Origin of the sequence: Cohnella thailandensis, assembly GCF_014212135.1 — a bacterium.
In the GTDB taxonomy this organism is placed as follows: Bacteria; Bacillota; Bacilli; order Paenibacillales; family Paenibacillaceae; genus Cohnella; species Cohnella thailandensis.
On sequence record NZ_JACJVQ010000017.1, the window covers coordinates 37217 to 50779 of the forward strand.

13 protein-coding genes are annotated in these 13563 nt (G+C 56.7%); 7 read left to right on the forward strand and 6 right to left on the reverse strand.

Annotated elements, in window-relative coordinates; all coding sequences use genetic code 11:
- Window positions 1-33 precede the first annotated feature (33 nt).
- The 4 genes from H7B67_RS18405 to H7B67_RS18420 all read left to right on the forward strand — a co-directional run bounded on the left by H7B67_RS18405 (window position 34) and on the right by H7B67_RS18420 (window position 4412).
- On the forward strand, window positions 34-1449 hold the full coding sequence (locus H7B67_RS18405) for an extracellular solute-binding protein (RefSeq protein WP_185121333.1): 1416 nt from the start codon (window positions 34-36) through the stop codon (window positions 1447-1449).
- A 122-nt stretch (window positions 1450-1571) separates the two neighbouring features.
- On the forward strand, window positions 1572-2453 hold the full coding sequence (locus H7B67_RS18410; RefSeq protein WP_185121334.1) for a carbohydrate ABC transporter permease: 882 nt from the start codon (window positions 1572-1574) through the stop codon (window positions 2451-2453).
- Complete coding sequence (locus H7B67_RS18415) at window positions 2453-3283, forward strand: carbohydrate ABC transporter permease (RefSeq protein WP_185121335.1); 831 nt, start codon at window positions 2453-2455, stop codon at window positions 3281-3283. Before H7B67_RS18410 ends, H7B67_RS18415 begins: the two co-directional genes overlap by 1 nt.
- 469 nt (window positions 3284-3752) lie before the next feature.
- Window positions 3753-4412 (forward strand): DNA-deoxyinosine glycosylase, encoded by a 660-nt coding sequence (locus tag H7B67_RS18420; protein WP_245363486.1) that lies wholly within the window; start codon window positions 3753-3755, stop codon window positions 4410-4412.
- A 7-nt stretch (window positions 4413-4419) separates the two neighbouring features.
- On the opposite strand, the gene H7B67_RS18425 is transcribed toward H7B67_RS18420, so the two are convergent.
- From H7B67_RS18425 to H7B67_RS18445, 5 genes are all read right to left on the reverse strand, one after another.
- On the reverse strand, window positions 4420-5652 hold the full coding sequence (locus H7B67_RS18425; RefSeq protein ID WP_185121336.1) for an aminopeptidase: 1233 nt from the start codon (window positions 5650-5652) through the stop codon (window positions 4420-4422).
- 164 nt (window positions 5653-5816) lie between these two features.
- Window positions 5817-6932, reverse strand: coding sequence for an HD domain-containing phosphohydrolase (locus tag H7B67_RS18430; RefSeq protein WP_245363484.1), 1116 nt, complete (start codon window positions 6930-6932; stop codon window positions 5817-5819).
- A gap of 199 nt (window positions 6933-7131) precedes the next feature.
- The gene (gene pepF, locus H7B67_RS18435; protein WP_185121656.1) at window positions 7132-8934 is read right to left on the reverse strand and encodes an oligoendopeptidase F; all 1803 of its coding nucleotides are present in this window, start codon (window positions 8932-8934) and stop codon (window positions 7132-7134) included.
- A gap of 260 nt (window positions 8935-9194) precedes the next feature.
- On the reverse strand, window positions 9195-9374 hold the full coding sequence (locus tag H7B67_RS18440; RefSeq protein ID WP_185121338.1) for a hypothetical protein: 180 nt from the start codon (window positions 9372-9374) through the stop codon (window positions 9195-9197).
- 31 nt (window positions 9375-9405) lie between these two features.
- Entirely contained in the window at window positions 9406-9639 is a 234-nt protein-coding gene (locus tag H7B67_RS18445; protein ID WP_185121339.1) for a hypothetical protein, read from the reverse strand.
- Between the two features lie 359 nt (window positions 9640-9998).
- On the opposite strand from H7B67_RS18445, the gene H7B67_RS18450 reads away from it, so the two are divergent.
- Window positions 9999-10196 carry a cold shock domain-containing protein gene (locus tag H7B67_RS18450; RefSeq protein WP_080840638.1) on the forward strand — a complete coding sequence of 66 codons (198 nt, stop codon included), beginning with the start codon at window positions 9999-10001 and terminating at the stop codon, window positions 10194-10196.
- A 250-nt stretch (window positions 10197-10446) separates the two neighbouring features.
- Here H7B67_RS18450 and mnmA read toward each other — a convergent pair whose 3' ends face one another.
- Window positions 10447-11586: a tRNA 2-thiouridine(34) synthase MnmA gene (gene mnmA, locus H7B67_RS18455; RefSeq protein ID WP_185121340.1), complete on the reverse strand. Its 1140-nt coding sequence runs from the start codon at window positions 11584-11586 to the stop codon at window positions 10447-10449.
- A 305-nt stretch (window positions 11587-11891) separates the two neighbouring features.
- Between mnmA and cymR the strand changes: the two genes are divergently transcribed.
- The gene (gene cymR, locus H7B67_RS18460) at window positions 11892-12311 is read left to right on the forward strand and encodes a cysteine metabolism transcriptional regulator CymR (protein WP_185121341.1); all 420 of its coding nucleotides are present in this window, start codon (window positions 11892-11894) and stop codon (window positions 12309-12311) included.
- A gap of 63 nt (window positions 12312-12374) precedes the next feature.
- On the forward strand, window positions 12375-13535 hold the full coding sequence (locus H7B67_RS18465) for a cysteine desulfurase family protein (protein WP_185121342.1): 1161 nt from the start codon (window positions 12375-12377) through the stop codon (window positions 13533-13535).
- The last annotated feature ends 28 nt before the right edge of the window (window positions 13536-13563 follow it).

A 13563-nucleotide genomic window follows, 5' to 3' on the forward strand; every position in this document is an offset into this window, starting at 1 on the left:
AACGAACAATAAACTTATAGGAGGGTCTTACGAGTGCAAAAGAAACTGGTTTCCGTCCTGGCCTTATCGGTCGCTATGTCCGCGTTCCTCGCCGCTTGCGGCAACAACGAGAACAACAATACGGCGTCCCCGTCCGCCAGCGAGAGCTCGAGCCCGAGTCCGAGCCCGTCGGCTTCCGAATCCGCACCGGCTTCGGAATCGGCATCCCCGGAGAAGGTCGAGAATTTTACCGTCTCCCTTCGCCACATCCAGATCGGAGATGCCCAGAAATTCCGCAAGGCGATTCTCGACGACGTTGTGAAGAAGACCGAAGCCGAAGTTCCTGGGCTTAAGATCGAGCTGGACCCGGTCGAAGACAGCGTTAACCGCTTCACGAAGCTCCCTGCGGAGATGGCCGCGGGCAACCCTCCTAAAATTTTCTCCGTTTTCGGCGGGGCAGGCGACACGCAGAAGTATGCCAAAGCCGGCCGCATGCTGGACCTGACTCCGATCATCGATGAGCTCGGCCTCAAGGACAAGTTCCTGAACGTGCTCGAGCCGTTCTCCGTGGACGGCAAAGTTTACGGTTTGCCGATCGGCGGCAACACCGAAGGCATCTTCTACAATACAGAGCTGTTCGCGAAGTACAACCTGAACCCTCCGACCACCTGGGACGATCTGATCAAAGCGGCGGATACGCTGAAGCAGAACAACATTACGCCGTTCGCGGTAGGCTCCAAGGGAGCTTGGGTGCCGAACATGCTCGTCAACACCTTGATCGGCCGCATCGCCGGGGAAGGGGCGAACGCCGGCTTTATCACCGGCGATACCAAGTGGAACTCCCCCGACGTCGTCGCGGCTTACCAGCTGTTCGCGGATTGGGAGAAGGCGGGCTACTTCACGAAGGGCGAGCTGGGCAAGGAATACGCCGACATGTTGAACGATTTCGTCGCGGGCAAGGCCGGCATGATGTTCGACGGCTCGTGGCGCTCTTCCGCCTTCAAGAACGACGCGATCGGCGCTGCCGTCGCCGGCAAGGTGGCTTTCGTGAACCTTCCGGCTGTTCCTAACGGCAAGGGCGACCAAACGTCCGTCAACGCGAACTACGGCGAAGGCTACGGCTTCTCCGCCGACCTGAACGAGAACGAGAAGAAGGCCGTCAAGGCGTTCATCAAGAACATGTACAGCGACGAAATGCAGTTGAGAGGCTTGCTCGAGGACGGCGTTCTGCCTTCGATGAAGCTGACGGACGCTTCCCAAGTAACCGATCCGATCGTGAAGCAAGTGCTTGACGTTCTGAACGGCGCCGGAGCCAGCTTCCCGCACTTCGACTCGATCGTGACCTCGAAGGTTTACACCGAGACCGAAACCCAGCTGCAGAAGCTGATCGCCGGCAAGGCGACTCCGCAAGAGGTCGGCGACGCGATCCAGAAGGTGCAAGACGCGGAGAACGCGGCCGCCGCGAAGTAAGCAGAATGAAGCGCGTTATCTAGCCAAATCAGATGAGCGGAGGCACCGCCCGCCCAAGCGCGGGGGTGCTTCTCCTCTTAAGAAGGGAATCGCCCATTACCGATGACGGCGGGGGAGGAACTATGAGAACAACGTTGAAAAATCCCTATGTCTACTTTATTTTCGTCGTCCCAACGATCGCGTTATATTTCCTCTTCTTTATCTATCCCATGCTGACCTCGGTCTACTACGGATTTACGAATTGGAACGGTCTCGACACGAAGGACTATATTGGCTTCGATAATTTCGCGAACGCGTTTAAGGACGAGGATTTCCGCAATTCGATCCTGAATAACTTGTACATCCTGCTTTTCTCTTGCTGCGTGCAGGTTCCGCTAATCGTCGTTTTCTCCTTGCTGATCAGCGGCGTAAAGAGATTCCAAGGCTTCTACAAGACGACCGTCTTCATGCCGTCGATCCTGTCGACCTCGGTCATCGGGATCCTGTGGGGCTACATTTACGATCCCGACGTCGGTCTCATCAACAATATCCTGAAAACATTCGGTATGGACCCGATTTATTTCCTGGCCGACACGAAGTGGGCGCTCGTGTCCATTCTGATCACGAACGCTTGGCAATGGATGGGCTTCTATATCGTTCTTATTTTGGCCGCTATTCTGGCCATTCCGAGGGACATCGACGAAGCGGCGATGATCGACGGGGCGACGGGAGTGCAGCGCGCCTGGTACTTGACCGTGCCGCTCATCAAGCCGATCATCAACGTGGTCATTATGCTCTCGATTGCCGGAGCGCTTCGGGTCGTCGACATCGTCCTCGTCATGACGGACGGAGGGCCTGCCGGAGCGACGGACGTGATGGCATCCTACATGGTAAACAAGGCCATCAAGTTCGGCGATTACGGCTACGGTACCGCATTGTCCATCATCATTTTCATATTCGCGCTCATTCTGACGGCTCTCTATCAGATTCTTATCGTCAGAAGACAGGAAAAGGTGGAATACTGATGGCGATCAACCTGCGAAAATCCGTTCCTCATCTCGTCATGCTCGTCTACGTGGTCGTCATCCTCGTTCCGTTCGTGTTCATCCTGTTCTCCTCCTTCAAGGCGAACAATCTGGAGATCGCGACTCATCCGTTCGGCCTGCCGAAGTCGTGGGAATTCGGCAACTACAAGGAAGCTTGGGTCAAAGCGAAGATCAACGTCTATTTCTTCAACAGCCTGTACTTGGCGTTCACGGCTGCTGCGGCAGGGGTTCTGCTCGCCGCGGCGACCGCGTTCGCGATCACCCGAATGAAGTTCCGCCGGACGAGCAACTGGATCTACCAATTCGTGCTGATCGGGATGCTCATTCCGGGCAACGTGCTCTTCATCGCGCAGTATCTGCTCGTGCAGAAGTTGGGCATCCTGGATACTCACTGGTCGCTGTTCCTTCCTTACACGGCCGGCGCTCTTCCCTTCAGCGTTCTGCTCGTCTCGGCCTTCATGAAGGCGATCCCCCACGAGCTTGAAGAAGCCGCGGTCGTGGACGGAATGGGCGTGTTCCGGATGTTTGTCCAAATCATCCTGCCGCTCACCGTTCCGGCGCTCGTCACCGTATTCATCGTCAATTTCTTGGGGAATTGGAACGAATACTTGCTGTCGTTCTTCTTTATCAGCAAGGATGCTCTCCGCACGCTTCCTTCGGGAATGGTGCAATTCCGCGACGCGTTCCAGACGAACTACGCTCTCGTATGCACGGGCATCGTATTCAGCGTCGTTCCGGTTCTCGTCATGTACGCGTTTCTTCAGCGCAAGATCATCGAAGGATTGACGGCGGGCAGCGTTAAGGGATAATCGGGAAAAACAACGGCAGCTTTGGGACAAAAATATGTCCTGGGCTGCCGTTGTTCTGTTTGGACTAACACATCTGTTTTCTCCAAACAGTGCCTTATCCCATTCGCTCATGGTGCCCATTGTTCTCTCTCTCAAACGGTGCCTTATCCCATTTGCTCATGGTGCGGATTGTTGTCTCTCTCCAAACAGTGCCTTATCCCATCCGTTCATGGTGCGCATAGTTGTCTCATTCCAAACAGTGTCTTATCCCATCCGCTCATGGTGCGCATAGTTGTCTCATTCCAAACAGTGCCTTATCCCATCCGCTCATAGAGGAGAGGGACGGGAAGAACTGAGCCGAAGGGATAAGGCACTGTTTGAGGCAAAAGAGAAGTTTACCCGGGCGCCGCCCCCGAAGAGTTTGCTAATAAAGAAGGGGGAGTGGGATAATGAAGCCATTCAAAAAATTTTTAGGAGGAGGTTACGACACATGGATCATGTCCCGCCTGATGCTCCTTCCGATATCCTGCCAATTACCAAACGAGAAACCATGCGGGAGGTTTCGCGAGAAGCTCCGCGAGAGACCCCGAATGAAGCCTCGAGAGAAGCGCCAAGAGAAGCTGCGCTAGTCCATTCGTTCCCGCCGTTCGCGGACGAGCAGTCCCGCTTGCTGATTCTGGGAAGCATGCCAGGAGTCCGCTCCTTGGAGCTGAGCCAATACTACGGCAACCCTCGCAATTTTTTCTGGCGGATCCTGTACGAGTTGTTAGGCGAGGGGGCGGATCGAGCGGCGGAAGCTAGCTATGAAGAACGCCTGGCTTTCGCCAGGCGTCACGGGATCGCTATGTGGGACGTTATCGAAGCGTGCGAGAGGCCGGGGAGCCTGGACAGCGACATCCGCAACGCGGTGCCGAATGAGGTTCCCGGCCTGCTTCGCCGATATCCGGGCATCCGGGTTATCGCCTGCAACGGCACCAAGTCCCATTCGGAGCTGCTGAAGCAATACGGAGACGCTCCGGAGCTGAGGAGCCGGACCGTCATCCGCTTGCCTTCTTCCAGCCCGGTGCCGACGCCCAAGTTTCGCGGCCTGGAAGACCGGCTGGCCGTCTGGAGGGAGCTTCTTTCTCCGTATATTCCAGCGAGAGACTGAAAGCCGATTAGATCGCCCAGTCGCCTTTGCGGAAAATTTGGATCTCTTGGCCGTCCACGGTAACGCCGTAGATGTCCATCTTGTCGGAGCCGATCATGAAGTCGACGTGCGTCATGCTGTGGTTGAGGCCCTTCTCCTTCAGCTCCTCTGGGGACATCTTCGTGCCGCCTTGCAGATTGAAGGCGTACGCGCTGCCGATCGCCAGATGGTTCGAGGCGTTCTCGTCGAACAGCGTGTTGTAATAAAGGATGCCGGACTGGGAGATCGGCGAGAAATGAGGAACGAGCGCCACTTCTCCCAGGTAGTGAGAGCCTTCGTCCATCTCGACGAGGTTCTTCAGCGTTTCTTCTCCTTGCTCTGCCTGCACGTCCACGATGCGTCCGTTCTCGAACGTCAGCTTGAAGTTGTCGATCAGGTTGCCGCCGTAGCTGAGCGGCTTCGTGCTGGAGACGTAGCCGTTTACGCCCGTGGCTAGCGGAGCGGTGAATACCTCTTCGGTCGGCAGGTTGGCGACGAAGGGAACGCCGGCTTCGTTGTCGCTGTCCGCGGCGAGCCACAGATGGCCTTCCGGCAGCTCGATCGTAAGATCCGTGCCCGGAGCGACGTAGTGCAGCTTCTTGAACTGGGTCTTGTTCAAGTAATCGGACTTCTCGTTCAGCTTGCGGATATGCTCTTCCCAAGCGGCGAGCGGATCCTCTTGGTCGACGCGGACGGTGGACAGGATCGCTTCCCACAGCTTGTCGACCTGCTCCGCTTCCGGAACGTCCGGGAACACCTTCGCGGCCCAAGCCTTCGAAGGGGCGGCGACGACGCACCAGCTGAACTTGTTGGACATCGTGTATTGACGGAACTTCGCCAGCGTCTTGCCGTAGGTCTTCTGGAAGTTTACGATCCTCTCGTGCGCGACGCCCTTAAGCAGATCGGGATCCGAAGAGACCACGCTGACGAGAGCGAAGTTGTTCTCGGCAAGCTCCTCCATCTCCGCCGCGTACCACTTCGGCTCGTCGAAGAAGGACTCGTCCGGCGCCAAGTCGTAGCGAAGGCGGGAGACGACGTCGTCGGTCCAGTTCACCTTGACCAGCAATGCGCCTGCTTCATATCCTTTCCTCACGATCGTGCGAACGAACTCGGCCGCTTCGGTCGTGGCGTTGATGACCAGCTTCTGGCCTTTTTGAAGCTTGACTCCGATTTTGACGATCAGCTCCGCATATTGATCCAACTGCTGTTGTTGTACGCTCATTTGCCTCTACCTCCGAAAGATTCGATAACTCGTACCTAATGCCAAATTAGGGGAACACCTTATTTTAACATAGCCAGGCCGGCAAACATTCATCTCCAGCACAAAAAAGATCGTCCCGGCCCCGCGTCCGCAAGGAAGGAACGATCAATCCGCTGTATGCAGCTTTAGATATCATCCGAGAGCCGATCCCGGATCTCGACCAGCTGCGGCAAGAGATCGAAGAACACGTCTACGATCGCCGGATCGAAATGCCGCCCGCGCTCTTCGCGGAACAGCTTCTCGATTCTGTCCAGAGGCCACGCCGGCTTGTAGACCCGCTCGGCGCTAAGGGCGTCGAACACGTCCGCGACGGCCGTGATGCGGCCGTAGATATGGATCTCTTCGCCTCGAAGCCCCTTCGGGTAGCCGCTGCCGTCCCATTTCTCGTGATGCTGCTCCGCCACGATGGAAGCCGCGAGCAGCAGCTCTCGCCGGGAGCCGCGAAGGAGCTGGTGGCCGATCTTGGTGTGGGACTTGATCGTGTCGTACTCTTCGTCCGTCAGCTTGCCGGGCTTGTTCAGCACCGAATCGGGGATGGCGACCTTGCCGATGTCGTGCATGGGGGAGACGGTCCGGAGCACGTCCGCTTCCCTCTCGGACATTCCGAGCCCAAGCGCCAGCGCGTAGGAATATTCGGCCACGCGCCGGACGTGATTGCCGGTTTCCTTGGAACGAAGCTCGCCGATCTCGCCCATCGTCGAGATGATCTCCCGCTGCGTGTCGATGATCTCCTGATGAAGCATGACCGATTCGAGCGATTTGCCCGCGTACGAAGCGGCGAGAGACAGGAGCTCCATGTCCTTGGTCGTGAACGTTTCGGCGGCGGTCAGCTTGTTGATCGCCTGATACGCTCCGATGATGTTGCCGTCGTTGTTGCGAAAAGGAATCGTGATCATCGATTTCGTCACGTAGCCGGACTTCTTGTCGTTATCGGAATTATGCCTCGGGTCCGCGTAGGCATCCTCGATTATGATCGGTTCTCCCGTCGCGATGGCATGCCCGACGACGCCGCTTCCCACGGGAATCCGAATTTCCTTCACGCCGTGGGCGACCGTCGTAAAGAGCTCTTGGTTCACTTCGTCGATCAGCCAGACGGTGCAGCGGTCCGCGACGATCATTTCTCTACCCATATTCGCCATTAGGACGAGCACCCGATCCAATGACGTCTCGCTCGAGATCTTTGCCATGTAATCGAAAATAATCGATAACAGCTGATCCGAGGACAAATCCGTTTTGAGCAACCCCCATGCACTCCTTTGGTCCTGAAACCTTCCTCCCGTATATTCGCGACGCAGAAGTCGAATCCTGCCAAACCTTGCCGGGAAATTGCAAAAAGGTATCCAATTGAATACCGACCGCGTGCGCAAGAGGGGGAAAAGGCGAAAAAACTCCGCCATCTTCTGCCTCCGGGGCAGAGATGACGGAGTTTTTTCGCTAAAGTTATGCCCGATCCGCCGTCAGCTTCTCCATCTGCTCGATCAGATCTTCGAATACGCTCATCGCTTGGGCGATCGGTTCCGGGGTGGACATATCGACGCCCGCTCTCTTGAGGATTTGGATCGGATAGTCGCTGCCGCCGCTCTTCAGGAAGCCGAGATAGCGGTCGACCGCCGGCTGGCCTTCTTCGAGGATCTGCTTCGCGAAGCTCGTCGCGGCCGAGAAGCCCGTCGCGTATTTGTACACGTAGAAGCTGGTGTAGAAGTGGGGGATGCGAGCCCATTCCATCTCGATGTCCTTGTCGACGACCATGCCGTCCCCGTAATACTTCTTGTTCAGGTCGTAGTAAATCTCGCACAGATCCGCCGGAGTCAGCGATTCGCCGCTCTCCGTGCGCGCGTGAACGATCTTCTCGAACTCCGCGAACATCGTCTGGCGGAACACCGTCGTCCGGAATTGATCCGCGTAATAGGTGAGCAGGTACATTTTCTCCTTCGGATCGGTCGACTTGTTCAATAAATAATCCATCAGAAGCGCTTCGTTCAGCGTGGAAGCGACCTCGGCGAGGAAGATCGGATACTGGGCGTCGCGATACTCGTTGCCCTCGTCCGAATAGTAGGAATGCATGGCATGGCCCATCTCGTGCGTGAGCGTGAACATGCTGTTCAGGTTATCCTTGTGGTTGAGCAGCACGTACGGATGCGTGCCGTAGGCTCCCCAACTGTAGGCGCCGCTGCGTTTGCCTTCGTTCTCGTACACGTCGATCCAGCCGTCGCCGAAGCTTTGCTTCAGTACGGTGCGATACTCTTCCCCGAGCGGAGACAAGCTGTCGTATACCGTCTTTTTGGCTTGATCGTACGTGATCTCCATATCGAAATCGTCGACGAGCGGCGCGAACAAGTCGTACATGTGCAATTCATCGACTTTGAGCAGCTTTTTGCGCAGGGCCATGTACCGGTGCATCAGCGGCAGGTGGTCGTGAATGGTGGAGATCAGATTGTCGTAGACGCTCTGCGGGATGTTGTCGCCGAAAAGCGACATCTCGAGGGCGGACGGGTAGCTGCGGGCATGCGCGTAGAAAATGTTCTTGTTCACGTTGGCGTTAAGAGTGGCGGCGAGAGTGTTGCGCAGCTTGCCGTAGGTCTCGTATACCGCCTTGAAAGCGTCGCGGCGGACCTCCGGGTTGCGGCTCTCCAGGAACTGAATGTACCGGCCGTGGGTGAGCTCGACCTCTTCGCCTTTCTCATTCTTGACCTTCGGGAACTTCAGGTCCGCGTTGTTCAGCATGCCGAAGATCGTGCTCGGCGCTTGGGAGACGTTGCCCACTTGGGCGAGCAGCGACTCCTCGTTCTTGGACAGGACGTGCGGCTTCTGGCGCAGCATCTCTTCGAGAGTGCGTTTGTATGTAGGCTTCAAGGAAGGATCCGCGATGAGCTTCTTCAGATCTTCTTCGCTGAGAGAGAGAATCTCGGGAGTAATGAAAGAGAGCGCTTCGTTCACTTCGACGCTGAGCCGCTTCGTCTTCTCGGCGAGCGCCTGGTATTTGCCTTCGGCCATGTCCTCGTGGTGGTGCATGTTGGCATAGACGTACAGGCGTTCCGCGAGCAAGGACAGTTCGTCCTCGAGCTCGAAGCAGCGGTTGATGGAGGCGACATCGTTCAATCGCCCCTCGAATGCCGCGACTTCTCCGATCTGCTTGCGCGCCTTCTCGTACTCGCCGTCCCAATCGGCTTGGCTGGCGTACAAATCCTCCAGGCGCCAATGGAAGGCGGCGTCCGTCTCGCTGCGTTTAGGTAGTTGGTTCATGTCAGATGACCTCCTCTGAATTATAGAATCGCGGGGCTTCGCGTGGGCGGCGCGCATAAACTGCGGCGCTGCCTTCAAGCTCGGCTCCGCGGCGGTGCACCATAAAGACAAAGCCGCCAGAACGGCGGCGGACGACAGGACATACGGCTTCATGAACGGACCTCCCGTTACTGGAAAAGGGTGGATGCCGTTCTAGTATGTCCAGGCGGTCTGCAAATATAAGGGGATTCCGATTGGCTTGCCGCGCTTAAACCTTTAGATCAGCCGCCTGCCGTAAAGACGGTGTAAACGATCAGGAAAAAGGCGAAGGCAACGAGGAAAAGAGAGACGATCGCCATTCCCCGCTTGAGCTTCTGCGGAATGTTGTCGCGCTGCCAGATGATCACGGCGGCGAGAACGAACGCGGCCAGGGCGAAAATAAGAGTCGGATTGTCTTTCAAGCGGCTGCTGACCTCCTGCGTTTCAACGCGTTTAGATGGAACGGAGCGCTTGCAGCGTCTCTTGAAGCTGAGCTTCCCCGCCGGGAAAATCCTTCGCTTCGAATCGCTTCTCGGCCCAGTTCATCAGCTCGGGGCGGCTGAGGAACTTGTGGCATTCCTCTCCCCATTGGTCGGAAATCTCGCGGACGACGATCGTCTTCCCTTGGATCTCGACGGTGAGCATGTTGTAATTGTCGTGCTTATAAATGACGTGTTTGGCGAACATGGAATCGATGCCTCCGTTTAGGCGTTTTTGCATGCCTTAATCATAGAAGAGATGGGCCGAGAAATCAAACGAACGAGCTCCGGGAGGAGGAGCGCTTCCCGCTAGAGTCCAAATGCCTGTTTACATAAGCTTATTTATCCAATAATAGGAATTATATTGGGAGAAATTAGGTGTCTGGGAGTAGGTGCGAAAAAATCCGAGAAAGCGCTGTTTTTCCCCATGCAGAGCCGATTTCTTGTCTCTGGCGACATGCCAAAACACAACGTGGAACAAAACGTTCACATATTGCGTCTTGACAATGAATCAGTTATAATAATCTCATTCGCCGACCGACGGCGAGATTTTAGGAGGTTTTTCATTTGAGAGGAACAGTTAAGTGGTTTAACGCAGAGAAAGGCTACGGCTTTATCTCCGTAGAGGACGGCAACGACGTATTCGTTCACTTCTCTGCTATCCAAGGCGAAGGCTTCAAGACCTTGGAAGAAGGTCAAGCGGTTGAGTTCGAAATCACTCAAGGCAACCGCGGACCGCAAGCATCCAACGTGGTGAAACTGTAAGTCTCGCTTTAAGCGAAGACTTATCGCATATCACGAAAGAGCGCTAAAATAAAAACGGCTACGAAGTCTTTGCGGACGGAGGAGGCCGTTTTTATTCGGAGAAGATTCGCAAGGGGAAGGCCCGCGCCTTCCTTGCGAATCGGGCAAGAGACCTCCGCATCTAGCCGGAGGTTTTTTGCTGCGCTCGATCGAACAAGAATCGCCCCGCTGCGGATTCGCAGCGGGGCGATTCGGCGAGAAGTGAGCGGAATCAGAAACGGGCTTCGGCGGCGGCGGCTTGATGAACCCGTTCGATGGTGCCTCCGCCGAGGCAAACGTCGCCGTCATAGAAGACGACGGCCTGGCCCGGGGTGATCGCCTTCTGCGGAGCATCGAAGACGACCTTGAAGGTCTTGCCGTCCGCTTCCGGATAAAGGGTGACTCCTTGATCGGGCTGGCGGTAACGGAACTTCGCGACGCAGCGAAGCGGCTGTCCTTGCTCCGGCTTGTCGGGGCTGATCCAATTGACCGATCCGGCCGTAAGTCCTTCCGAATAGAGGCTCGGATGAGCGTCTCCTTGCACGACGTAGAGAATGTTGTTCTCCAGGTCCTTGGCCGCCACGAACCACGGCTCTCCCGTGCCGGAGCCGCCGATGCCGAGGCCTTGGCGCTGGCCGAGGGTGTAATACATAAGGCCGTCGTGCCGGCCTTTGATCTCGTTCGTTCGAATGTCGACCATGTCGCCGGGCTTGGCCGGCAAGTAGTTGCCGAGGAACTCCTTGAAGTTCCGCTCGCCGATAAAGCAGATGCCGGTGCTGTCCTTCTTCTTGGCGGTGTAGAGGCCCGCTTCCTCCGCGATGCGGCGAACCTCCGGCTTGGGCAGGTGGCCGATCGGGAACAGGGCCTTCGACAGCTGCTCTTGATTGAGAGCGTGCAGGAAGTAAGTTTGATCCTTATTGCCGTCGACTCCGCGCAGCAGACTGTACTCGCCGTCTATCAGCTCGACGCGCGCGTAATGGCCGGTCGCGATGACGTCGGCGCCAAGGTCCAGCGCCTTCTGCAGGAATTCCCCGAACTTGATCTCCCGGTTGCACATGACGTCCGGATTCGGGGTTCTTCCTTGGCGATACTCTTCGAGGAAATATTCGAATACCTTGTCGTAATATTCGGCCTCGAAGTTGACTGTATAATAAGGGATTCCGATCTGATCGCAGACGCGGCGCACGTCTTCGGCGTCCTGGTCGGCGGTGCAGACGCCGAATTCGTCGGTATCGTCCCAGTTCTTCATAAACACGCCGATGACGTCGAAGCCTTGCCGCTTAAGCAGAAGCGCCGTCACGGAGGAATCGACGCCGCCGGACATTCCGACGACGACCCTCGTTTGCGAAGGATCGGCGAAACGATTATTCATTGGAAGATCATCTCCTTGAACCGTAAAACCCGGGGACAGGCCTCTCGGGTACCCTACATTGTAGCATAATCCGGCGTTGTTCTCATCTGGCGCGCTTATTGGCGCCGGATATGGGCAGAAATCGATTTGTAATGCAATTGACATGAATACCTTGTCTTTTTCTGCCCACAATGCTTAATGTTATGATAACATATATCTGATATGGGGATACTGTCCCTTTGGCATACATGACGAACGATTCCGCATAAGCGCAAATAAAATGGCAAGAGATGAAATCGCAGTTGACGAGATGAGGTGCGAGAGTTATGAAGATTTCGACGAAGGGCCGTTACGGCTTGACGATCATGATGGAGCTGGCGGCCAAATTCGGCGAGGGTCCGATCTCCCTGAAGAGCATCGCGGAGAAGAACGGGCTCTCCGAGCATTATTTGGAGCAGTTGATCGCGCCTTTGCGCAACGCCGGCCTGGTGAAGAGCATTCGCGGGGCGTACGGCGGCTATATCCTGTCGAAGGAGCCGGAAGGCATCACGGCGGGCGACGTGATCCGCATTCTCGAGGGGCCGATCAGCCCTGTCGATTTTACGGAAGAAGACGATCCGGCGAAGCGGGATCTGTGGCTGCGCATTCGCGACAGCATCGCGAACGTCATGGATTCCACGACGCTGTTCGACCTGATCAACTTCAAGGAAGAGGAAACGCAAGACAGCTACATGTTCTACATTTAAAACAATGTTATTTAAACAGCCCCGGATGCCGGCGGCTGCATTCGAAGAAAGAAGCGAAGCAAGATGTCCATTATTTATTTCGATCATGCCGCGACGACTCCGATGCGTCGGGAGGCGATCGAGGCCTATGTGGACGCGGCCTCCAAAGGACCGGGCAACCCATCGAGCCTTCATGCCGGAGGCCGCTCGGCGAGGTCCGGCCTCACCGCGTCGCGGGATACTCTCGCGAGAATATTGAATTGCGATCCCGGCGAGATCGTCTTCACCGGCGGCGGTACCGAGAGCGACAACGCCGCTCTCTACGGAGCCGCGCACGCGCAGCGCCTGAAGACGGGGAGGGATCGGATCGTCACGACCGCGATCGAGCATCACGCGGTCCTGCACGCGTGCCATAAGCTTGAGGCCGAAGGCTTCAAGCTTACCGTGCTGCCCGTGGACGAGACTGGGCGCGTCCGGCTGTCCGCAGCCGAAGAGGCTATCGGAGACGACGTCGCCGTCGTCAGCGTCATGTACGGCAACAACGAGGTCGGCACGCTGCAGCCGATCGCCGAGATCGGCGCTCTCGCGAGAGAGCGCGGCGCCGTCATGCACTCGGATGCCGTTCAAGCGTTCGGATACGAACGCTTCGATCTGCGCCAGCTTCCGGTCGACCTGCTCAGCCTGTCCGCGCATAAGATCGGCGGTCCTCAAGGGGTAGGCGTCCTTTACGTGCGCAAGGGGACTCCTTACGAGCCGACCGCGCGGGGCGGATCGCAGGAGAAAAGCCGCCGCGCGGGTACCGAGAATGTCGCCGGCATCGCCGCCTTCGCGAAGGCTGCCGAGCTCGCCCATTCCTCCATCGAGGAACGGAGACGGGAGGCGGAGGAGGTCCGGGCGAAGCTGCTGGCCGATCTGACCGAACAGCTCGGTGAGGACGCCGTTCGGATCAACGGAGCGATCGATCCGAAGCGCCGTCTTCCCCATATCTTGAACGTGAGCTTCCCCGGAATCTCGAACGAGACGATGCTGATGAATCTCGATCTGTCCGGGGTAGCGGCGTCGGCGGGATCGGCGTGCACGGCGGGTTCGCTGCAGCCCTCCCACGTTCTGATCGCCATGGGACTTGAGACTCATTTTTATCAATCGGCGATCCGATTTAGCTTCGGAATGGGCAATAATACAGCGGAAGCGGAAAAAACCGCAAAAATCATTGCAACCATTACGAAGCGTTTGCGTAATAGATAACAAGCGCCTCGAAGTGCGGGGTGTCCAA